The sequence below is a fragment of the Streptomyces sp. NPDC055506 genome (assembly GCF_053643595.1).
In genome coordinates, this window is sequence record NZ_JBSHKH010000012.1 from 72,823 (window position 1) to 94,678 (window position 21,856).

The 21,856-nt window shown below is 69.4% G+C and carries 21 protein-coding genes; 11 read left to right on the top strand and 10 right to left on the bottom strand.

Going from position 1 to position 21,856, the window contains the following annotated elements:
* The first annotated feature begins 80 nt into the window (after positions 1-80).
* A complete protein-coding gene (locus ACWIF2_RS07615; RefSeq protein ID WP_454359183.1) occupies positions 81-947 on the top strand; it encodes a hypothetical protein in 867 nt (288 codons plus the stop codon).
* A gap of 135 nt (positions 948-1,082) precedes the next feature.
* Here ACWIF2_RS07615 and thiC read toward each other — a convergent pair whose 3' ends face one another.
* The gene (thiC, locus tag ACWIF2_RS07620) at positions 1,083-2,867 is read right to left on the bottom strand and encodes a phosphomethylpyrimidine synthase ThiC (protein WP_454359184.1); all 1,785 of its coding nucleotides are present in this window, start codon (positions 2,865-2,867) and stop codon (positions 1,083-1,085) included.
* Between the two features lie 254 nt (positions 2,868-3,121).
* Here thiC and ACWIF2_RS07625 point away from each other — a divergent pair, with 254 nt between their 5' ends.
* Positions 3,122-4,807 (top strand): YibE/F family protein, encoded by a 1,686-nt coding sequence (locus ACWIF2_RS07625; RefSeq protein ID WP_454359185.1) that lies wholly within the window; start codon positions 3,122-3,124, stop codon positions 4,805-4,807.
* A gap of 185 nt (positions 4,808-4,992) precedes the next feature.
* Here ACWIF2_RS07625 and ACWIF2_RS07630 read toward each other — a convergent pair whose 3' ends face one another.
* The 4 genes from ACWIF2_RS07630 to ACWIF2_RS07645 form a co-directional block, all read right to left on the bottom strand.
* Positions 4,993-5,427: an SsgA family sporulation/cell division regulator gene (locus tag ACWIF2_RS07630; protein ID WP_184593809.1), complete on the bottom strand. Its 435-nt coding sequence runs from the start codon at positions 5,425-5,427 to the stop codon at positions 4,993-4,995.
* A gap of 98 nt (positions 5,428-5,525) precedes the next feature.
* On the bottom strand, positions 5,526-6,260 hold the full coding sequence (locus ACWIF2_RS07635; protein WP_454359199.1) for an IclR family transcriptional regulator: 735 nt from the start codon (positions 6,258-6,260) through the stop codon (positions 5,526-5,528).
* Between the two features lie 336 nt (positions 6,261-6,596).
* A complete protein-coding gene (locus ACWIF2_RS07640; protein ID WP_020271174.1) occupies positions 6,597-6,809 on the bottom strand; it encodes a DUF5326 family protein in 213 nt (70 codons plus the stop codon).
* A gap of 156 nt (positions 6,810-6,965) precedes the next feature.
* The gene (locus ACWIF2_RS07645) at positions 6,966-7,283 is read right to left on the bottom strand and encodes a cupin domain-containing protein (RefSeq protein ID WP_184593813.1); all 318 of its coding nucleotides are present in this window, start codon (positions 7,281-7,283) and stop codon (positions 6,966-6,968) included.
* Between the two features lie 60 nt (positions 7,284-7,343).
* On the opposite strand from ACWIF2_RS07645, the gene ACWIF2_RS07650 reads away from it, so the two are divergent.
* The 5 genes from ACWIF2_RS07650 to ACWIF2_RS07670 all read left to right on the top strand — a co-directional run bounded on the left by ACWIF2_RS07650 (position 7,344) and on the right by ACWIF2_RS07670 (position 11,075).
* Positions 7,344-7,721 carry a phage holin family protein gene (locus tag ACWIF2_RS07650; RefSeq protein WP_454359186.1) on the top strand — a complete coding sequence of 126 codons (378 nt, stop codon included), beginning with the start codon at positions 7,344-7,346 and terminating at the stop codon, positions 7,719-7,721.
* 6 nt (positions 7,722-7,727) lie between these two features.
* Positions 7,728-8,219 (top strand): low molecular weight protein-tyrosine-phosphatase, encoded by a 492-nt coding sequence (locus ACWIF2_RS07655; protein ID WP_454359187.1) that lies wholly within the window; start codon positions 7,728-7,730, stop codon positions 8,217-8,219.
* Complete coding sequence (locus ACWIF2_RS07660) at positions 8,216-9,400, top strand: cystathionine gamma-lyase (protein WP_454359188.1); 1,185 nt, start codon at positions 8,216-8,218, stop codon at positions 9,398-9,400. The genes ACWIF2_RS07655 and ACWIF2_RS07660 overlap by 4 nt, the downstream gene beginning before the upstream one ends.
* 198 nt (positions 9,401-9,598) lie before the next feature.
* On the top strand, positions 9,599-10,504 hold the full coding sequence (locus tag ACWIF2_RS07665) for a LysR family transcriptional regulator (RefSeq protein ID WP_454359189.1): 906 nt from the start codon (positions 9,599-9,601) through the stop codon (positions 10,502-10,504).
* Positions 10,505-10,592: 88 nt separating this feature from the next.
* On the top strand, positions 10,593-11,075 hold the full coding sequence (locus ACWIF2_RS07670) for an NUDIX domain-containing protein (protein ID WP_382492272.1): 483 nt from the start codon (positions 10,593-10,595) through the stop codon (positions 11,073-11,075).
* A 13-nt stretch (positions 11,076-11,088) separates the two neighbouring features.
* Here the strand turns inward: ACWIF2_RS07670 and ACWIF2_RS07675 are convergent, their stop codons facing one another.
* Positions 11,089-12,693 carry a globin domain-containing protein gene (locus ACWIF2_RS07675; protein ID WP_454359190.1) on the bottom strand — a complete coding sequence of 535 codons (1,605 nt, stop codon included), beginning with the start codon at positions 12,691-12,693 and terminating at the stop codon, positions 11,089-11,091.
* A gap of 554 nt (positions 12,694-13,247) precedes the next feature.
* Between ACWIF2_RS07675 and ACWIF2_RS07680 the strand changes: the two genes are divergently transcribed.
* Entirely contained in the window at positions 13,248-14,114 is an 867-nt protein-coding gene (locus ACWIF2_RS07680; RefSeq protein WP_454359191.1) for a GNAT family N-acetyltransferase, read from the top strand.
* 68 nt (positions 14,115-14,182) lie between these two features.
* On the opposite strand, the gene ACWIF2_RS07685 is transcribed toward ACWIF2_RS07680, so the two are convergent.
* Together ACWIF2_RS07685 and ACWIF2_RS07690 are read right to left on the bottom strand one after the other, a co-directional pair.
* Positions 14,183-14,605, bottom strand: coding sequence for a GlcG/HbpS family heme-binding protein (locus ACWIF2_RS07685; protein ID WP_454359192.1), 423 nt, complete (start codon positions 14,603-14,605; stop codon positions 14,183-14,185).
* A 62-nt stretch (positions 14,606-14,667) separates the two neighbouring features.
* Positions 14,668-15,876 (bottom strand): MFS transporter, encoded by a 1,209-nt coding sequence (locus ACWIF2_RS07690; protein ID WP_454359193.1) that lies wholly within the window; start codon positions 15,874-15,876, stop codon positions 14,668-14,670.
* Between the two features lie 142 nt (positions 15,877-16,018).
* Here ACWIF2_RS07690 and ACWIF2_RS07695 point away from each other — a divergent pair, with 142 nt between their 5' ends.
* A complete protein-coding gene (locus tag ACWIF2_RS07695; protein WP_454359194.1) occupies positions 16,019-16,483 on the top strand; it encodes a MarR family winged helix-turn-helix transcriptional regulator in 465 nt (154 codons plus the stop codon).
* Positions 16,484-16,522: 39 nt separating this feature from the next.
* On the top strand, positions 16,523-16,975 hold the full coding sequence (locus ACWIF2_RS07700; protein ID WP_454359195.1) for an N-acetyltransferase family protein: 453 nt from the start codon (positions 16,523-16,525) through the stop codon (positions 16,973-16,975).
* A gap of 70 nt (positions 16,976-17,045) precedes the next feature.
* Here ACWIF2_RS07700 and ACWIF2_RS07705 read toward each other — a convergent pair whose 3' ends face one another.
* Positions 17,046-18,431 (bottom strand): serine hydrolase domain-containing protein, encoded by a 1,386-nt coding sequence (locus ACWIF2_RS07705; RefSeq protein WP_454359196.1) that lies wholly within the window; start codon positions 18,429-18,431, stop codon positions 17,046-17,048.
* Positions 18,432-18,510: 79 nt separating this feature from the next.
* The gene (dnaB, locus tag ACWIF2_RS07710; RefSeq protein ID WP_454359197.1) at positions 18,511-19,992 is read right to left on the bottom strand and encodes a replicative DNA helicase; all 1,482 of its coding nucleotides are present in this window, start codon (positions 19,990-19,992) and stop codon (positions 18,511-18,513) included.
* 460 nt (positions 19,993-20,452) lie between these two features.
* On the opposite strand from dnaB, the gene ACWIF2_RS07715 reads away from it, so the two are divergent.
* On the top strand, positions 20,453-21,790 hold the full coding sequence (locus ACWIF2_RS07715) for an MATE family efflux transporter (RefSeq protein WP_454359198.1): 1,338 nt from the start codon (positions 20,453-20,455) through the stop codon (positions 21,788-21,790).
* The last annotated feature ends 66 nt before the right edge of the window (positions 21,791-21,856 follow it).

A 21,856-nucleotide genomic window follows, 5' to 3' on the forward strand; every position in this document is an offset into this window, starting at 1 on the left:
TATCCGTAGCAGGCTCCCCTCCGTTTCTGCCCGACGGCTCGTCAGCATGCCGAGCCCCAAGCCCTACGGAGCATCGGGGGATGCACATGAACAGCGTTCCGCAGCACCTGCTGAGCGAGGACCGCCAGGAATACGAGCGGATCCTCGATGAGGTGCTGCGCTCCGCACCACACCGTCCGGAACTGACCGCTGTCGGACAGCGGCTGAACTCGGAACAACTGCGCACCATGGCGCTGAACGCCACCGCACTCATCACGGCAGCCGCCTCGACCGAATACCAGCACTACGTCAAGGTCCGTGAGGAACTGCGCCAGCCGGCGTCGTCCAGCACGCCGGCCGTGCGCGAGTCCGGCTCCTCCGAGCCGGGCACGGGCCCGGCGGGGCTGGCCGCCGCCATGGGAGAGGTCGCCGAGACCGCCGGCGCGGGCGCCGTCGCCATCGTCGCCGTCCTCGCACCCGTCCTGGCCGGAACCGCCGCCGCGATCTTCCTGCTCGTCGGCTACATCCTGCAGATGCTCGACCCCGAGCAGGCGTTCGCCCGGACCATGCTCACCACGGGCTGGGTGTTCGGCGCCGTGACCGCGGTCGCGATCCTCGTCGCCGCGGTGGGACTGCTGCTCACCGCCCTGCGCAACAAGCCGACGGCCGAAGGCGGTCCGTACGGCGAACTGCAAGGGGAGGTGGCCCTCGCCAGGGAGGCCTGGCACGAGGCCCTGCTGGAGCGGGGCATCCTGCCGTTCCTGCGCGAGGCACTCGTCAGCCCGGACGCGGCCGCCGCACTGCACCACACCTCCTCGTCCACGCCGATCAGCCGCATGCCGCACCTCGGCTACGACCGTCCGGGTTTCACCAGCCCCGGCGACGGCGACCGCGGCTCGCGGCCGAGCTACAGCAGTCCGGACTACACCAGCCCGGACTACGGAGGACCGGAACACCAGCCGGAGTAGCCGGGCCCGCCAAGGGACCAAGGGCCAGGGGCCAGGGACGATGTGTCCCCAGCCCTCGGCCCTCGCGGCCCGTGTGCGGAGGTCCGTGTACGGCGGCCCGTGTACGTCCCGCCTCGCGGCTTGTGCGCGGCAGGATCAGTCCGCGATCGGCAGGTACACCCGGTTCCCGCTCGCCGCGAACTCCTTCGACTTCTGGGCCATGCCCTCCTCGATCTCGGTCCGTGTGCCGCCGTGTTCACGGCGGATGTCCTGCGAGATCTTCATGCTGCAGAACTTGGGACCGCACATCGAGCAGAAGTGAGCCGTCTTGGCGGGCTCCGCCGGCAGGGTCTCGTCGTGGAACTCCCGTGCCGTGTCCGGGTCGAGGGCCAGGTTGAACTGGTCCTCCCACCGGAACTCGAAGCGCGCGTCGGACAGCGCGTCGTCCCATTCCTGGGCACCCGGGTGCCCCTTGGCGACGTCGGCCGCGTGGGCAGCGATCTTGTAGGTGATGACGCCGGTCTTGACGTCGTCACGGTTCGGCAGGCCCAAGTGCTCCTTGGGTGTGACGTAGCACAGCATGGCCGTGCCCCACCAGGCGATCATCGCGGCACCGATGCCGGAGGTGATGTGGTCGTACGCCGGCGCGACGTCCGTGGTCAGCGGGCCGAGCGTATAGAACGGAGCTTCATCGCAGATCTCCTGCTGAAGGTCGATGTTCTCCTTGATCTTGTGCATCGGGACGTGGCCCGGGCCTTCGATCATGGTCTGTACGTTGAAACGCTTGGCGATCCGGTTGAGTTCCCCGAGCGTTCGCAGTTCCGCGAACTGTGCCTCGTCGTTGGCGTCCGCGATGGAGCCGGGCCGCAGGCCGTCGCCGAGCGAGTACGTGACGTCGTACGCGGCGAGGATCTCGCAGAGTTCCTCGAAGTGCTCGTACAGGAACGACTCCTTGTGGTGCGCGAGGCACCAGGCGGCCATGATCGAGCCGCCGCGGGAGACGATGCCCGTCTTGCGGTTGGCCGTCAGCGGCACATAGGCCAGGCGCACGCCCGCGTGGACCGTCATGTAGTCCACGCCCTGCTCGGCCTGTTCGATGACCGTGTCCTTGTAGACCTCCCAGGTCAGATCCTCGGCCCGGCCGTCGACCTTCTCCAGGGCCTGATAGAGCGGCACGGTGCCGATGGGGACGGGGGAGTTGCGCAGCACCCACTCACGCGTGGTGTGGATGTTGCGGCCGGTGGAGAGGTCCATGACCGTGTCGGCGCCCCAGCGGGTCGCCCAGGTCATCTTCTCGACCTCCTCCTCGATGGAGGAGGTCACCGCCGAGTTGCCGATGTTGGCGTTGACCTTCACCAGGAACCTCTTGCCGATGATCATCGGCTCGATCTCCGGGTGGTTGACGTTGGCCGGCAACACGGCCCGGCCCGCTGCGATCTCGTCGCGGACCACCTCGGGCGAGACGTTCTCCCGGATGGCCACGTACTCCATCTCGGGCGTGATCTCTCCGCGACGGGCGTACGCGAGCTGCGTGACCGCCTCGCCGTCCCGGCTGCGACGCGGCTGGCGCGGGCGGCCGGGGAAGACGGCGTCGAGGTTGCGGAGGCCGCCGCGGGGCGAGGTGTGCTTGATGCCGTCGTCCTCGGGACGGACGGGGCGGCCCGCGTACTCCTCGGTGTCGCCGCGGGAGATGATCCAGTTCTCGCGCAGCGGCGGCAGGCCCCTGCGGACGTCGGTGTCGACGGATGGATCGGTGTACGGGCCCGAGGTGTCGTACAGCGTGACAGCCTGCCCGTTGGTGAGATGCACCTGACGAACCGGCACGCGCAGGTCGGGGCGGGTGCCCTCGACGTACGCCTTGTGCCAGCCGATGGACTTCCCGGCCTCCTCGGACTGTGCGTCCTGAACGGAGGCAGGCGTGCGTGCGTCCTTGTCGGTCATGAGACCTACTCCCTACGCCGGCATTACCCGGTAACAGGTTCGGCGGTCGACGCAGCGGTTTCCGTCTGCCGACGTTCCGTGTGAAACATCACTCGACTTCGGTGATGTTTCATGTGAAACATCGCAGGGACGGAGGTCAGCGCCCTCTCAGCCCGGTGCTCCGAGCTCCCGCGTGTACAAAAGGTGCCTCCACGCTAGCGGCAATTCTGGCGCGGTGAACAGAGGGCCCCCCTCGTTCTTGCGATGATCGGTCGGTGACCACGACGCAGCGTCCCCCCTACCCACCGCCCGAGCCGCCTCGCGGATCCGGCGCCGGAAACGGCAACGGCCGGGGAGATGGCCCCGATTTCGTCCCCGGGTCCGGGTATGGGCCCGGGGCGGGTTTCGGGCCCGGGGCAGGCCCCTGGGCCGGTGGTGAGCGTGGTTCCGGCTCTGCCGGGGGCTACGGTCCGGGCAACGGCCAGGGTGGCGGCTCAGCCGGTGGGCAGGGAGCCGGCCCCGGCGACGGGCAGGGTCCGGGTTCCGGAGACGGACACGGGCACGGGCCCGGCTCAGGGCACGGGCCCGGCTCAGGGCACGGACACGGTTCCGGGACCGGCGGAGGCGACGGGCACGGGCACGGCCCCGGTTCCGCGCCAGGTGGCGGACACGGGCACTCACACAGCCACGGTCCGGCCGCGCCCGTCTCCATGCATCTGCGCAAGATCATCGCGGCGATCCTGATCCCGTTCGGCGCGGCCGTGCTGGTCGGTCTCGTTGTGCTGTGGCCGGGCGGCGCCCCGTCGCACGAGCGCACCGGCGTCGGCTTCGACCGGCAGACCGAACAGGCCTCGGTCACCAAGGTCGTGGAGATCAGCTGCAAGGAGGCCGGCGCCTCGGGGGTCCCGCCGACCGGCGACACCTCCACCGCCGAGGGCTCCTCCGCGGTGCAGCAGGAGAAGGGCACCTGCAAGCGCGCGACGATCCGGGTCGACAGCGGCAAGGACAAGGGCCGCACCTTCACCGAGATCATCCAGCCGGACCAGTCCCGCCAGCTGCACGAGGGCCAGAAGGTCGTGGTCGCCTACGAGCCCTCCGCGCCGAAGGACCTCCAGTACTCGGTCACCGACATCAACCGCCGTCTGCCCTTGAGCGTGCTGGCCGGCATCTTCGCGCTCGCCGTCGTGGTCGTAGGGCGGCTGCGGGGGGTCATGGCCCTCATCGCACTGGCCATCAGCTTCATGGTGCTGAACTTCTTCATCCTGCCCGCGATCCTGCAAGGATCGAACCCGCTGGTCGTGGCAGTGGTGGGCGCGAGCGCCATCATGCTGATCGCCCTGTACATGTGTCACGGACTGTCGGCACGGACCTCCGTGGCGGTGCTCGGCACCCTCATCTCCCTGCTGCTCATCGGCTTCCTCGGCTCGGTGTTCATCGACTGGGCGGCGCTCACCGGCAACACCGACGACAACACCGGCCTGATCCATGGCCTCTATCCGACGATCGACATGAGCGGTCTGCTGCTCGCCGGCATCATCATCGGTTCCCTCGGTGTGCTCGACGACGTGACGGTCACCCAGACCTCCGCGGTCTGGGAGCTGCACGAGGCCAATCCGTCGATGGGCTGGCGCGGGCTCTACCGCGCGGGCATCCGGATCGGCCGCGACCACATCGCCTCGGTCGTCAACACGCTGGTCCTCGCCTACGCAGGTGCCGCCCTGCCGCTGCTGCTGCTGTTCTCCATCGCGCAGAGCGGTGTGGGGACCGTCGCCAACAGCGAGCTGGTGGCGGAGGAGATCGTGCGCACGCTGGTCGGTTCGATCGGCCTGGTCGCCTCGGTGCCTGTCACCACCGCTCTGGCCGCGCTCATGGTCTCGGCCGACCGCCCCGGAGAGGAGCGCGCCGTGGAAGCCTCAGCGGTCCCGGCACGCGGGGGGAGGGGCCGGCGGCGCAAGCGCTGACGTCTCTGAGCCAGACGTCCCAGCGCCACACCGCCGAAGCGTTCCCCCACACCGCTGAAGTGTTCCCGCACACCGCTGAAGTGTTCCCGCACACCGTCGAAGCGTCCCGCACATCGCCGAAGCGTTCCCGCGGGGTCGGCGGCATCCGGTGAAGCGTTACTCCACGGTGCCGCCCGACGGGTGTCTCACCCGGCGCCCTGTTCCGCCAGGATGCGGTCCAGCGCCTCGTCGAGGTGGGCGTCGAAGTCGGCGAGCGAGCCTTCCTGACCCAGCGGCACCAGCTTGTCGGTGCGGTCCAGGAAGGCGACGAGCGGTGCTGTGGAGGACCGGAACAACGCCTGGTCGCTGCCGACCTGAAGCCGGATCAGCACCTCGCCCAGCGTGTCCGGTTCGACGGGAGTGACCCGCACATCGCCCTCGCCGCACGGCCGGCCTACGCCGTCGATCAGCAGCTCCCGGCCGAAAGCCCACGTCACCGGCGCGTCACCGGGCAGGTGGAACGTCAGCCGGACGGCATAGGGATCACTGGTCTCATAGCGCAGCTCCACCGGAATGCGGAAGGAGAGCTCCTCGGACACGAGAAAGCTCATCATGACCTCTGCTTGTACGGACTCGCGCATCGCTAACCCCGTCATTCGCCGTGACTGGCCGGGAACGAACCTCTGACACTTGATGGAATCTTGCTGAACGTACACAGCAGATCACAAGGAGTGAGTTTTCACATACTGATAGAGAGCGCCAGCGACCCGAGTCGCCGCCCGATCTCGCTCTGCAACTGCCGGGCCGCGGGCAGCAGCCGGTCCTCCTGGTGGGCGGGCAGGGAGATGGCCATCGTCGCGGCCGTGGTGCCGAGGGTGAGCGGAATCGCCGCACAGACCGCGCCCAGGGCGTACTCCTGACGCTCGGTCACCGGTTCCATCCGCCGCATCCGCTCCAGGCGCCGGAGCAGGCTGTGGTTGTCCCGCACCGTGTACGGCGTGAGGGGCTGCACCGGGTAGCGGTCGAGATGGTCGCGGCGGGCATCCCCGTCCAGCTGGGACAGCAGACACTGCCCGATGGCGTGCGCGTGCCCGGTCTCCCGGAAGTCGGCCCACTCCTCGACCGCCGGGATGCCCGGGGTCTCGGAGACGCACATGACTTCGATCTCGCCCTCGCGGTACGCCGCGTAGTAGACGGGGACGCCGAGCAGATCTCGCCACTGGGCGAGCGTGTCGACCACCGTGCTGCGACGTTTCTGCCGTGCCCCGCTGCTGCTCAGCCGCTCGGCGGCCTCACCGAGGAAGAACAGGCCCTTGTCCCGGCGCAGATAGCCCTCGTGCACGAGAGTGCGCAGCAGGTGGTACGTCGTGGGCAGTGCCAGCCCTGTCTCGCGGGCCAGTTGCTTGGCGGGGGCGCCGTAGTCATGTCCGGCGACGGTTTCCAGCAAGCGCATGGCGCGCTGCACGGATCCGATGAGGGTCGCCGGAGGCGGTGGTTCGGCGGGAGGTGGTGATGTGGTGGGAGGCGGTGCTGCGGATGGCGCCGCCGAGCGCGGTTGCGCGGGGACGCTGCGCAGGTGGGCCGGTGCGGTGTCAGCCGGGGCCAAGGGTCACTCCCGAAGCGCGAGGGGCCGACCCGTGCGGAGGGACACGGGTGGGGGTGTGTGCCGCTCGCGGGGATGTCCCCGCGTCGAGCCGGACTCTATTCGTCTGCCACCGCACGCAGACGGCCCGGCCGGGAAACTTCCCCCGCCCGAGGGAACGGGTGATTCCGAGCGTTTCCCGCTACCCCCACCGGTTTCCCACCGGTCTCACCAGTCGCTGCGCGACGAGGAGCTCGACGTGAACTTCCGTACGACGTAAATCAGTCCGCCGACCAGCGCGACGAAGACCAGCACCTTGAAGAGCAGTCCGATGACGAAGCCGACCACGCTGGCGATCAGCCCGCCGAACACGACCAGGGCGATGACCGGCACCGCGATCCACTTCACCCACCACGGCAGTCCCGTGAAGATCTCTCGCATCGCCCTCGTCCTTCTCTCTCCACCCGTTCGAGTGCCGGGTCCTGTCGGTCTCCTGACGTTCTGTCCTCGATGCTAGGTCCGCGAGGGGGTCGGGCGGGGGCATCGCACCCCTTGTCCTCCCCTGACCGAACCCCTAGGGAACCCCGAGGCGGTCCGTCAGCTCTCGGGCGGAGAGAACACCACCAGCACCCTGAGGTCCTCGGTGATGTGGTGGAACTTGTGGGCGACGCCCGCCGGCACGTAGACCACGCTGCCGCGCGCCACCTGGGTCGTCTCCAGGCCGACGGTGATCGCGGCGCGGCCGCTCACAACGAAGTAGACCTCGTCCTGATTGTGCGGCTTCTGTGGATCCTGCTCACCCGCGTCGAGGGCGTACAGACCGACCGACATGTTCTGCGCCCGCAGAAACTGCAGGTAGGCGCCCTCGTTGGCGGCGCGCTCCGCCTCCAGTTCGTCCAGCCGGAATGCCTTCATCGCCTAGTCCGCCCCTGCCTCTAGTGCCCGTGCCCGATCAGGTCTGCCACGATCAGACACATGAAGAATTTCGTAGTCAAGACGATCGCCAACGCCGGTGCCCTGGCGGTCGCCGTATGGCTGCTCGACAAGATCACCCTGACCGGTGACAGCACGGGCATGGAGATCGGCACCCTGATCATCGTCGCGCTGATCTTCGGCCTGGTGAACTTCCTGGTCAAGCCGCTCGTCAAGCTGCTCAGCCTCCCGCTGCTGATATTGACGCTCGGCCTGTTCACCCTGGTCGTCAACGCGCTGATGCTGCTGCTCACCTCGTGGCTGGCCGACCAGTTCGACCTCAGCTTCCAGGTGGACGGTTTCTGGACGGCCGTCCTGGGCGGCCTGATCATCTCTGTCGTCTCCTGGGCGCTGAACGTCGTCCTGCCCGACGGGGACTGAACGCCTATGACATATCGAGTCTGCTTCGTCTGCACGGGCAACATCTGCCGTTCCCCGATGGCCGAGGTCGTCTTCCGGGCCCGCGTGGCGGAGGCCGGGCTCGACGGCCTGGTCGAGGTCGACAGCGCCGGCACGGGCGGCTGGCACGAGGGCGACGGCGCCGACCCGCGCACGGCGGCCGTCCTGGCGGAGAACGGCTACGCCACCGGCCACACGGCCCGGCAGTTCCAGCCGTCGTGGTTCTCCCGCCTCGACCTGGTCGTCGCCCTCGACTCCGGCCACGTCGGCGCCCTGCGCCGCCTCGCGCCCACAGAGGAGGACGCGCGGAAGGTGCGGCTGCTCCGTGCCTATGACCCCGCCGCCGGCGACGACCTCGACGTACCGGACCCCTACTACGGGGGCACGGACGGTTTCGAGGAGTGCCTTGAGATGGTGGAGGCGGCGAGCGCCGGTCTGCTTGCCGCAGTGCGTGAGGACGTGGAGGGACGAGTGGCATGAGTGAGTCCGCGACGGGTGACCAGGGCGGATCGACGGGCGACGCGGCCCTGACCGCGGCCGACGCCGGCGACGGCACGCGGGCGGTACGGGCCGGGCTGCCCGAGCCGGTCAAATACGAGCCCACACTGCCCGGACCGGTGTTCGCCGCCCACTTCCATCTGCCGGGCGACCCGACCGGCCCGTACACCTACGGCCGTGACGAGAACCCGACCTGGACCCTGCTGGAGCGCGCCGTCGGCGAGCTGGAGGCGCCCGGCCGGGACGATGCCGAGACGCTCGTCTTCGCTTCGGGCATGGCCGCGACGTCGGCGGTCCTCTTCTCCCAGCTGCGCACCGGCGATGTGTGCGTCCTGCCCGACGACGGCTATCAGGCACTGCCCCTGGTCCGCGCCCAGCTGGAGGCCTTCGGCATCGAGGTGCGCACGGCGCCGACCCGCGGCGACGCCCAGCTCGACGTCCTGGACGGCGCGAAGCTGCTGTGGATCGAGACGCCGTCCAACCCCGGGCTCGACGTCTGCGACATCAGGCGGCTCGCCGACGCGGCACACGCGCGTGGTGCCCTGGTGGCCGTCGACAACACCCTCGCGACACCGCTCGGCCAGCGCCCCCTGGAGCTCGGCGCCGACTTCGCGGTGGCCAGCGGCACCAAGCAGCTCACGGGGCACGGCGACATCCTCCTGGGCTACGTCGTCGGGCGTGACGCCGAGGCCATGGCCTCCGTACGCCGCTGGCGCAAGGTCGTCGGGGCGATTCCCGGGCCCATGGAAGCCTGGCTCGCGCACCGTTCGATCGCGACGCTGCAGCTGCGGGTCGACCGGCAGGGCACGACCGCCCTGGCGGTCGCCGAAGCGCTGCGCGAGCGTCCGGAGGTGACCGGACTGCGCTATCCCGGACTCCCCGACGACCCCGCGCACAAGATCGCGGCTCAGCAGATGCGGCGCTATGGGTGCGTGGTGTCGTTCACCCTGCCCACGCGCGAGCGGGCCGACCGATTCCTCGACGCGCTGCGGCTCGTGGACGACGCGACGAGCTTCGGCGGAGTACGGTCCACGGCCGAACGCCGCGGTCGCTGGGGCGGCGACGCGGTCCCCGAGGGCTTCATCCGCCTGTCGGTCGGCGCCGAGGACCCGGAGGACCTGGTGGCGGACGTACTGCGGGCACTGGACATGTCGGCGGCCTGAACATCCCCCACGGACGGTCCGAGCCTCCCCCCTCGTGGCTCGGACCGTCCTCCGGTTCCGCGCGCAAGAACCGCGCGACCAAGGCTAGTTGACTCTCTGTCAGTGTCCAATCACAGTAGCGACAGAGACCTATCGACTTATTTATAGTTGAGCGCGGCCGCAGGGCCGGGAGCGGGGCCGAAGAGGGGAGAGCGTGCGGTGGATCTGGCCTTGCTGCGGACCTTCGTGACCGTGCACCGGGCCGGCTCCTTCACTCGCGCCGCCGCCCTGCTCGGCCTCTCCCAGCCCGCCGTCACCTCGCAGATACGCACGCTGGAGCGGCAGCTGGGCCGCCCCCTGTTCCTGCGGCAGGCCCGAGGTGTGACCCCGACGAGCATCGGCGACGAACTCGCCCACAAGGCCGCTCCGCATCTCGACGCCCTGGTGGAGATCACGGAGACCGGCCTCGACGACGACTCCTCCTTACGGACGCTGCATCTCGCCGGACCTCCGGAATTCACCGCCGAACGAGCCCTGCCCGCGCTCACGGAGCTGATCGGCGAGGACGGTCAGGGCTTCGCCCTGCGCGCTTCCTTCGGGAACGCCGAGGAAACGCTGGAAGGACTGTCCGCCGGGCATCACGATCTGGCCATCAGCACGGCCCAGCCACGGGGCGCCCTGCTCACCGCGACTGCGCTCTGCGACGAGGAGCACGTCCTGGTCGCGGCCCCGCGCTGGGCCGAACAGATCGGCGCCGGGGAGCCGGGGCGCAAGCCGGAACCGTCCCTGGAGCAGGTGCCCGTCGTGGAGGTGCACGAGTCCCTGCCCTTCGTCTCCCGCTACTGGGCCTCCGTCTTCGACTCACGCCCCGCCGCCCCGGGCACGGTCATCGTTCCCGACCTGCGCGCGGTTCTGGCCTGTGCGGTCGCGGGGGCGGGCCTGGCGGTGCTCCCGCGCTATCTGTGTGCGGCCGCGCTGGGGCGGGGTGACGTCGTCGCCCTGCACGAGCCGGCGGTGCCGCCGCTGCGGACCTACTTCCTGGTGGTCCGCACCGGGACGCTCGCGATGCCCCATATAGCGCGTGCCCATGAGTGGTTGCAGCGCGCCTCGACCGACTGGTGCTGAGACGCCCGGGACAGTGCCTCACTCTGAGGGCTCGCCCGGTGACGTTTCGCGATGTTTCACGTGGAACCAGCCGGGCCACATTTCACTCATGACCGTCCGACCTGTGGTCAAGCGCACCGCCCGTGCCGTTCTGCTGGACGGTGACGACCTGATCCTGATCAAGCGCACCAAGCCGGGCGTGGATCCCTACTGGCTCACTCCCGGCGGTGGGGTCGAGCCCGACGACTCGACCGTCGTCGACGCCTTGCACCGAGAGGTGTACGAGGAGCTCGGCGCCAAGATCACCGATGTGGTGCCCTGCTTCGTGGACACCATGGAGCACATCGGAGAGGACGGCGGGGCGACCGGTGTGAAGGTGCAACACTTCTTCGTCTGCCACCTGGAGTCCATGGACCCCTCGCTCCGGCACGGCCCCGAGGTGGACGAGCCCGTCGGCGAGTACGAGATCGTGCGCGTGCCCTTCACCCGTGTCGGGATCGCCTCCGTCCACCTGGTGCCGCTGTCGCTGAGGCACTACCTGGACGGCAACATCGAGGGCGTACGTGCCATGCACGCACCCGACCTGGGCTGACACCGGAAACGGCTCAGGACCCGGCCGCGACCAGCTCCTCCACGGAGTCGTGCCGTATGCGGTCCGACGGGATACCGACGTCCCTCAGGGCGTCCACACCGCTGCGGATCATCCCGGGCGGGCCTGAGAGATAGGCCTCGAACTCGTCCCATGGCCCATAGGCGCGTATCGCGTCCGGCAGTTGTTGATGCGCCTGCTGGTCGATGATCGCGCGGACCGAGAGCCAGGGATGGCTCTGCTGGAGGCGGAGCATGGTGTCGATGTCGTACAGGTCGTGATCCGTGCGAGCCCCGTAGAAGACCTCGACCGACCGTCGGTCCCCGTGCTCGGCCACGTCTTCGACCAGTGCCTTGATGGGCGCTATGCCGGTGCCGCCGCCCACGCAGAGCAGGCCGCTCTCGGTGGTGTGGTCCACGGTCATGGCGCCGGCGGGCGGGCCGAGCCGGATGATGTCGCCGGGGCGGGCACGGTGCACCAGGGCATTGGAGACCCACCCCGCCGGAACGGCCTTCACGTGGAACGACAGCAGTCCGTCGGAGCGGGGCGCCGAGGCGAAGGAGTAGTGCCGCCAGATCCGGGGCCACCAGGGCGTCTCGACGCTCGTGTACTGCCCGGCGAGGAAGGGGTACGGCTGGTCGGGGCGGACGGTGATGACCGCGACGTCCGGAGTTCTGAGGTCGTGCGTGACGACCTCGGCGTACCACCAGGCCGGGGCACGCAGTTCGTCCCTGGCCGCCGCGTCGATCATCACCTGCGAGATGGTGGTGTACGCCCGGACCCAGGCCGCCTCCATCTCCTCGTTCCAGACCTCGGCGGCGTACTTGCTCAGCGCGCCGATGAGGCATTCGCCGACGGCCGGGTAGTGCTCGGCCCGGGTCCCGTACTTCCGGTGGCCGCGGCCGAGGTTCTGCAGGTAGTCGACGAGGACCTCGGTGTTGTCGATGTGCTCGGCGGCCGTGAGCAGCGCCTTGAGCAGCCGGTCCCGCTGGGTGTCCATCGCGGCCGGGAACATCGGCCGCAGGTCCGGGTAGCGGACGAAGAGCAGGGCGTAGAAGTACGACGTGACCTTCTCGGCCACGGGTGCGACCTCGGCCATGGCGCGTCGGATGAGGATGGCGTCCGGGGACGCTTCCCTGGCCGGGGCGGCGGCGGCTTGGGCCGGGGCCGACACGGGGGCGGGCCGCTGAGAGGGGACACGCGACTCGTCGGGACCGGGTGCGGAGGGAGCGGTGGAGGCGAAGGGCGCCGGTGTGAGCGCCGTGGGCGCGGGGCCTGCTGACGAGGCCGCGGCGACGCTCGCGGCTGCGGGAGACGAGGCGTGCTGTGCGGCCACGGGGGCGGGCGTGGGTATCCCTCCCGGCGGCTCGCGTCCCTGTTCCGGCCCACCGGTGCCCGCGCCGCCGGTCGTCGAAGCGGGCGGCACCGTCGTGCCGTCGGCCGGAGTCTCCGGAGCGGCGGTCGGCCTGCCCACGGGGCGTACCGCGGCCGGGCGCCGCCCCTCAGGCGTAGTACCGGGCTCGCTGTCCGGCGTCGTCGTCGGCTTCTTGCGGGGCGTGAACCAGCCGCCCCCGCCGCCGGAAGTGCCGTTGTCGGCCGACGTGGTGGTCGGAGCGTCCATGGTGTGCCTCGCCTCGAGCATCTTTCGGTCGGTCTGCGCACTTCCCTAGTCGGAAGGTGCCTGCTTTCCCCCGTGGACGGACTGCGTTCCCATCCATGTCGTGGCCAATGCGGCCACATTCAACCCGTATTTCGGCTCCGTACGGACAAGTAGGCAAGAGTGTGACATTGCCCGCAGTGTTCTCACCCGAGCTTCCCACTTGTCTGGACGGCTCAGTCGCGTACCCGAAAACGCGGGTCTTCGATCTCTCCGTCCCATTAGGCTGCATTGCCCTGCACGCGGCCCACACGGAACGGGTCACCCGCCCCGAATGCGAACCGGAGTCGACCCTACCGGCCACCGCCGTGCACACAAGTCCCCCCTTCCCTCGTCACGAATGAGGGCACCGCGCGAATCATCAGTACTGCCAACTACTGGACATCGCGCCGGTGTTTCACGTGAAACGTCCGGCGTCTGACAGCTCTCTGTGCAGACGGCTACAACTGGCCAAAAGCTCGTATGGGTCCAGGGAAAGAGGTGGACGTCAGGGGCCCCTGTCGGACAGCCTGACCTGCGTGCCGACTCCTTCTCTTGCCTCTCTGCCCATCCGCCGTCTGACGCTCCGCGATCTCACCGCCTGCGCCGACTTGTCTCAGGACCGGGGGTGGCCACGGGAGGAGCACAAGTGGGGCTTCCTCCTCACAGCCGGGAAGGGCTACGGCATCGATGACCCGGACGGCGGCCTCGTGAGCGCCTGTGTCGTCACCGAGTACGGACCGCACGAGCACCCCGCTCTCGCGGCGATCGGCATGGTCCTGGTCGCCGAACGGCATGCGGGACAGGGCGTGGGACGCCGGCTGATGCGCCATGTCGTCTCAGCGATGGGCCCCACGCCCCTCACCCTGCACGCGACACCGAACGGCCGCCCTCTCTACGAGGAACTCGGCTTCAAGGTCACCGGGCGCGCGGAGATGGTCAGCGGGCACTTCACTCCCGGCGGACCGGAGCCGAAGGTCGCCACTCGTGCCGCGACAGCCGAGGACCTCGCCGCCATCCTCCGGCTCGACGAGCAGGTATTCGGGACCGACCGCACGCACATCATCACGCGACTGCCCGCCTTCGCCGACCAGTTGCGCGTGGCCGAGGAGGACGGGCGGCTCATCGGATACGCGGCCGCCTGGCCCAACATGGACACCCATGTCGTCGGCCCGCTCATCGCACGCGACACGGCGGTCGCCCAGGCGCTCATCGCCTCCCTCGCGGCTCACACCGACCGCCCGCTGCGCACCGATATCGACGTGCGGCACGAAGAGCTCCTCGCGTGGGTGAAGGAGCGGGGCCTGGCGCCCGTCGCCTTCAACTCGGTGATGGCGTACGGGATCACCGAACTGCCCGGAGACTGGACCCGCCGGTTCGCGCCGGTCACGGTCGCGGCGGGATGAAGGTCCCATACGGCTAAGCCGGCTCCCCGGGGATCGGGGAACCGGCGTAGTCGCGTTGCGGGGCCAGGTCAGGCGAGGGCCTCCACGGCGGTCGTGGCGAAGGAGTGGTCCTGCTCCGGGGCGCCACCGCCGACGCCGATCGCGCCGATCAGTCGACCGTCGCGGTGCACCGGCACGCCGCCCGCGATGAACAGCAGCGGCCGGTCGAGCGCGGTCGGCAGCGTGTGGAAGGGCCCTCCGGGCCGCACGGCGTCGACGAGGTCGGCGGTGGGCGCGTCCAGCTGAAGAGCGGTGTAGGCCTTGCGGGTGCTGGTCTCACCGGAGATCAGCACGGCACGGTCGTCGCGCCGGAAAGCGAGCAGATGGCCCCCCGCGTCCAGGACGGTGACGCTGACGGTCGCGCCTGCCGCCTCGGCGGCACGACGGGCGGCGGTGACGAGGACCTCGGCGTCCTGAGTGGTGAGCGGGGTGACGGCTGTGGTGGTGCTCATGAGGGGGTTCTCCTAGGGAACTTGCTGGTTGGTTCTGGCCCGGGCCTGGCCGGCCCGGTCGCTCAGTGGTGGACGGCGGTCCGCTGCTCGGCCGGCGCGGCTCCCGTGACGACGGTGCCGGGGACACCGGCGCGGCGCTCCAGAGCGGCCGAGAGGAAGGCCAGGAGCAGGGCGCCCGCGGCCAGGGCGGCACCGACCCAGTTGGGAGCGGTGTAGCCGAAGCCCGCGCCGATCACGAGGCCGCCGAGCCACGCGGAGAGGGCGTTGCCGAGGTTGAAGGCGCCGATGTTCACGGCGGAGGCCAGGGTCGGGGCACCATGCGCCTGGTCGAGGACCCGCTTCTGGAGCGGCGGGACGGTGGCGAAGCCCAGGGCGCCGATCAGAGCGATCGTGACGGCCGACAGCAGCTTGTCGTGCGCGGTGAGGGTGAACAGCGCCAGGACGATGGCCAGGGCGCTCAGGGAGATGTACAGCATGGGCATCAGGGCGCGGTCGGCGAACTTGCCGCCGACGAGGTTGCCGCCGACCATGCCGAGGCCGAAGAGGACCAGCAGCCAGGTGACGGAGCCGTCGGCGAAGCCGGCGACGTGGGTCATCATCGGCGCGATGTAGGTGATGGCCGCGAAGACACCGCCGAAGCCGAGGACGGTCATCGCCATCGCGAGCAGCACCTGCACGTTCTTGAAGGCGGCCAGTTCGTGCCGCAGGCGCACGCCCTCCGGCTTGGGCATGTCGGGGACGAGCCGGGCGATGCCGGCCAGGCCGATGACGCCGAGGGCGGCGACGATGCCGAAGGTCACGCGCCAGCCGACGGACTGTCCGACGAGCGTGCCCAGCGGGACGCCGACGACGTTGGCGACGGTCAGCCCGGTGAACATCATCGAAATGGCGCCGGCCTTCTTGTCCGGGGCCACCAGTTCGGCCGCGACGACCGAGCCGATGCCGAAGAAGGCGCCATGGGCCAGCGAGGCGACGATCCGGCCGATCAGCATGACGGAGAAGGCAGGGGCGAGAGCCGAGAGCAGGTTGCCGACGATGAAGAGGCCCATCAGCACCATCAGCATCCGCTTGCGGGAGACCTTGGTACCCAGAACGGTCATCAGCGGGGCGCCGAACATCACACCCAGCGCGTAGCCGGTCACCAGGTATCCGGCGGTGGGGATGGAGACCCCGTAGTCGCCCGCGACCTGGGGCAGCAGGCCCATGATCACGAATTCCGTCGTTCCGATCCCGAAGGCCCCGATCGCGAGGGCCAGAAGCGCGAGAGGCATGGAGGGGTTACCTTCCCAGAAGATTGCAGGAGCGCTTTGCGTGCGTCCACAATAGTTGCATACGCGGGCTATAGGCAAACGCCGTCAATTGCGATGCTGCTCTATCCTGGGTGTCAGCCGCTCCGGGACGGAGGAAACGCCAATGACAGCGACGGACCCCGCGCTCACCGCACTCGCCCAGGGCTGGTGCGCCCTTTCCCTGCTGCACGGGAGGATCGAGGGCCACATCGAGCGCGCCCTGCAGGCCAAGCACGACCTGAGCGCGCGGGAGTACTCCCTGCTGGACGTGCTCAGCCGGCAGCACGACGGGGACGGCGGCCATCTGCAGATGAAGCAGGTCGCCGACGCGGTCGTGCTCAGCCAGAGCGCCACCACGCGCCTGGTCACCCGCCTCGAGGACCGCGGGCTCCTGGAGCGCTATCTGTGCCCCACCGACCGACGGGGCATCTACACGAACGTCACCGAGGCCGGCCTCGCGTTGCTGGAAGCGGCGCGGCCGACGAATGACGCCGCCCTGCGTGAGGCTCTGGACGAGGCGGCGAAGAACCCCGAGCTGGTCCCCCTGGTCCGGGTCGTCGAGACGCTGAAGGCCCCGGTGCCCGCATAAGACGCTTCCGCGCCTGCTGTCCCTGCGTAAGGTGCGTCCATGGGAGATCTTGAGGTACGTGCCGCCGTTGCCGACGACGTCCCGGCGATCGTCGGAATGCTCGCGGACGACCCCCTGGGCGCGCAGCGCGAGTCACCGGACGACCTCGCCCCGTACCTGACCGCACTGGAGCGGCTCAGCGCCGACCCCAACCAGCGTCTGGTCGTGGCGGTCCGGGAGGGCCGGGTCGTCGGCACACTCCAGCTCACGATCGTTCCCGGGCTGTCCCGACGCGGTGCGACCAGGTCGATCATCGAAGGCGTACGGATCCACGCCGGTGAGCGCGGCAGCGGCATGGGGACACAGCTCATCGAATGGGCGATCAGCGAATCCCGGGAAGCGGGCTGCCAGCTGGTCCAGCTGACCTCTGATGCTTCGCGCACCGATGCCCACCGCTTCTACGAGCGGCTCGGCTTCACGGCCTCCCACACGGGCTTCAAGCTCCCACTGTGACCGGCATGCGAGGGGCGCTCTGTTTCACGTGAAACAGAGCGCCCCTTGTTGTCAGTCTTGTTGTCGTCCCCTAGCCGATCCCGCGCCACCCCTCCGGATCGACTCCACCCGGCACAGGAGCCCCCTCGTCGTACGGCTGACGCGTGAACACGAACGAGCCGAGGTCCAGATGGCTCACGGATCCGTCCGGCCGCTGTACGGCCTTCAGGAGCTCGCCGGCGTAGTAGCCCTCCAACCCCGTCCATGTGCCGTCGCCGTTCGGGCGGAACCGCGAACGGCGGCCGCTGCCGGACAGCGGTCCCAGCGAGACAAGCCCGTCGGCCGTCAGCCGCAGCGCGAAAGCGTGCGTCCCCCAGTACCACTGACCCGTCAGTTCCAGGACCGACGGGTCGACCTCGCTCAACGGCTTCCACGCGGAGGGGATGCGTGGTTCCGCCTCTGCGACGATGCGAACCAGGTCGGCGGCGACGGAGAACAGCAGCGGGCCCGAAGTGCAGTTGGCCAGGACGACCGCCGCCACATCCTCTTCGACACCGATCATGAGGCACGCGAGGAAGCCGGGCAGCGAACCGGTGTGTCCGACGAGGGACCGGCCGTTTCGCCGCCTGATCTCCATCCCCAGGCAGTAGGCGTAGCCGCTCGCCACGTCCGCCGCGTCGTGGGGCGCTGCCGGTGTCCTCATCTCCCGCAGCGACTCGGTGCTCAGCACCCGCTCGTCACCGTTGACCAGGAAGGCCGCGAAGCGCGCCAAGTCACCCGTGGTCGACCACAGTTGTCCTGCCGGGGCCATGCGCCCCAGATCCTCGGTGGGCTCCGGGAGCATCACGTCGGCCCAGGGATGCACCGCCCAGCCCCCCGCATGCGGCGCCTGAGGTCGCACGCTCGTGCGGTTCAGCTCCAGGGGTTCGAGCACTTCGCGCCGAAGGACCTCCTCCCAGGAGGCGCCGCGCAGCTTCTCGACGAGCGCGCCGAGCAGCGCGTAGCCCGGGTTCGAGTAGTGGAACCGGCGGCCGGGCGCAGACAGCCGGGGCCGCTCGCCCAGCACATCGGCGAGTTCGGGCCGCAGCGACCCGGGGCTCCGCTCCCACCACGGCCCCGGCGTCTCGGCCGCCAGCCCTCCGACGTGCGCGAGCAGTTCCGCGACGGTCGCCTCCCCCACACCGGTACCCGGCAGATGCTTCTCCAGCGGATCCCCGAGGTCCAGCGCGCCCTCGTCGCGCAGCCGCAGGACGAGAACCGCCGTGAAGGTCTTGGTGATCGAGCCGATCCGGTACTGCACGTTCTCGTCCGGCGCATGCCCCTCCACCGAGGTCCGCGCGCCTGTCCACACCGGTTTCCCGTCCCGCACGACGGCCGCGACCAGCGACGGTGCCCGTCCTTCGGCCTGGGCGACGGCGATCCGGTGCAGCAGTGCGCGACGCGTGCCGGGAAGCAGCTCTTCCTGAGATGTCGTCATGGGTGCCAGTCCACCCGCCCCGGCCTCGCCGCGTCGAGTACATTCCGGGCTGGCGTCGCGAGCGCGGGCCCCGCTCAGCTCAGGTCTGCGCCATGTCGACGAACCGGGAGTAGTGGCCCTGGAAGGCGACCGTGATCGTCGCCGTCGGGCCGTTTCGGTGCTTGGCCACGATCAGGTCGGCCTCGCCCGCGCGCGGTGACTCCTTCTCGTAGGCGTCCTCCCGGTGCAGCAGGATGACCATGTCGGCGTCCTGCTCGATGGAGCCGGACTCACGCAGGTCGGAGACCATCGGCTTCTTGTCCGTGCGCTGCTCGGGACCACGGTTCAGCTGGGAGAGCGCGATGACCGGGAGCTCCAGCTCCTTGGCCAGCAGCTTGAGGTTTCGGGACATGTCCGAGACCTCCTGCTGCCGGCTCTCGGCCCGCTTGGACCCACCGGACTGCATCAGCTGGAGATAGTCGATGACGACCAGCCTGAGGTCGTTGCGCTGCTTGAGGCGGCGGCACTTGGCGCGGATCTCCATCATCGACAGGTTCGGGGAGTCGTCGATGTAGAGCGGTGCCGCAGAGACGTCCGGCATCCGGCGGGCCAGGCGCGTCCAGTCCTCGTCCGTCATCGTGCCGGACCGCATGTGGTGCAGAGCGACCCGGGCTTCGGCGGACAGCAGACGCATCGCGATCTCGTTGCGGCCCATTTCGAGCGAGAAGATCACGCTCGGCAGGTTGTTCCTGATCGAGCAGGCTCGTGCGAAGTCCAGCGCGAGCGTGGACTTACCCATGGCGGGACGCGCGGCGATGACGATCATCTGGCCCGGGTGCAGACCGTTGGTGAGCGAGTCGAAGTCGGTGAACCCCGTGGGCACGCCGGTCATCTCACCGCTGCGCGAGCCGATCGCCTCGATCTCGTCGAGCGCGCCCTCCATGATGTCGCCGAGCGGCAGATAGTCCTCGCTGGTGCGCTGCTCGGTGACCGCGTAGACCTCTGCCTGGGCGCGGTTGACGATCTCGTCCACGTCGTCGTCGGCCGCGTACCCCATCTGCGTGATGCGCGTACCGGCCTCGACCAGGCGCCGCAGGACGGCACGCTCGTGGACGATCTCCGCGTAGTAGGCGGCGTTCGCCGCTGTGGGCACCGTCTGGACGAGGGTGTGCAGATACGAGGCCCCGCCGACCTTGTTGATCTCACCGCGCTTGGTGAGCTCGGCGGCGATCGTGATGGGGTCGGCCGGCTCGCCCTTGGCATAGACGTCGAGGACGGCCTGGTAGATCGTCTCGTGGGCCGGCTTGTAGAAGTCGTGGCCCTTGAGGATCTCCACGACGTCGGCGATGGCGTCCTTGGACAGGAGCATGCCGCCGAGGACGGACTGCTCGGCCTCGATGTCCTGCGGTGGTACCCGCTCGAAGGATGTGCTTCCGCCGCCGTCCCACTCCCCGTTGTCCCTGCCGCGTTCGTGCTGCTCGTCGCGGCCCCGGGTGCCGTCGCCACGTCGGCGGGCGGAGGGCAGACGATCACTGGGCCCGCTGTCGGCCCACGGGTCGTCCAAGGGCTCGGAAATGCTCACCGAGCCACCTCCTCCCGTCCGCCGCAGCAGACCTCGCCGTGCCCCTCTTTTCTACGGCACGGCACTGACATATGAGAGGCCCAACTCCGGTTACTGGACGTCGGTTTTGTGACGCTTTCCCAACCGACGGACGGAGCGGGCGCCGGACTACCGTAGGCCCGTCGGCACCTTCAGCCAATCTGGTTATCCACAGGCCATGTGGACGACGGCCCAGATGCTGTGGAGAACTCGGCGAAACCTGTGCACGACCCGGTGGACAGGCCTGTGAACAAGCATCGACCCATCACAGAGAAACCGTCCTGACCTGCAACTTTGCCGTCCACCGGCTGTGCAGAAGAAAAACTTCCCCAACCGGCCCAAGATCGCTTCGAATGGTGCACAGCAGTGCGCACCTCTGGCCGAATGGTAAGGGTCACAAAAGCTTTGCATCTCTTACCTGTGGACGATTAGATTGGTGCACATGACACAGGCCCCCGCGCGCCCTCGATCCGGCCGGAGACAGCACGACCGAGAGATCGTCGCACTCGCCGTGCCGGCCTTCGGCGCGCTCGTCGCCGAGCCCCTCTTCCTCATGACCGACACCGCCATCGTCGGCCATCTGGGCACGGCCCAGCTCGCCGGTCTCGGCGTCGCCTCGGCTCTGCTGATGACCTTTGTCAGCGTCTTCGTCTTTCTCGCCTACGCCACGACAGCGGCGGTCGCCCGCCGCGTCGGCGCGGGTGATCTCCCAGCCGCCATCCGACAGGGCATGGACGGCATCTGGCTGGCGCTGATCCTCGGCGCCGCCGTCGTCGCCGTCGCCCTGCCGACGGCACCCCACATCGTCGACCTCTTCGGCGCCTCGGACGCGGCAGCCCCCTACGCGATCACGTATCTGCGCATCTCCGTGCTCGGCATACCGGCCATGCTCGTCGTCCTCGCCGCGACTGGTCTCCTGCGCGGCCTGCAGGACACCAAGACCCCGCTCTATGTCGCCGTCATCGGCTTCGTGGCCAACGGCGCTCTCAACGCGGGGCTCGTCTACGGGGCAGACCTGGGGATCGCCGGCTCCGCCTGGGGCACTGTCATCGCCCAGTGCGGCATGGCCGCGGTCTACCTCGCGGTGGTTCTGCGTGGAGCGCGGAAGCATGGCGCCTCCCTGCGCCCGGACGCCGCCGGGATCAGGGCCTCCGCCCAGGCCGGTGTGCCCCTGCTGGTCCGCACCCTCTCCCTGCGGACGATCCTGATGATCGCCACGGCGGTCGCCGCCCGGCTGGGGGATGCCGACATCGCCGCCCACCAGATCATCCTGTCCCTGTGGAGCCTGCTCGCCTTCGCTCTCGACGCCATCGCCATCGCAGGGCAGGCCATCATCGGGCGCTATCTCGGAGCCGGTGACACCCAGGGCGCCCGCGCCGCATGTCGTCGCATGGTGGAGTGGGGTATCGCCGTCGGGGTCGTCCTCGGTGTCCTGGTCGTCCTCACCCGGCCGGCGTTCCTGCCCCTGTTCACCAGTGACTCGGCGGTCAAGGACGCGGCCCTGCCCGCCCTGATCATCGTCGCCCTCTCGCAGCCGATCTCCGGCATCGTGTTCGTCCTGGACGGAGTCCTGATGGGCGCCGGCGACGGCCCTTACCTCGCTTGGGCGATGGTGCTCACCCTGGCAGTCTTCACCCCGGCCGCCCTGCTGGTTCCGGTGCTGGGCGGTGGGCTCACCGCCCTCTGGGCCACCATGACACTGATGATGACCATGCGGATGCTGACTCTGTGGCTCCGGAGCCGCTCAGGCCGCTGGATCGTAACGGGTGCGACCCGCTGACAACCGGGCACGGACGACGGACTGTTTCACGTGAAACACGGTGTTTCACGTGAAACCAGCTACGGC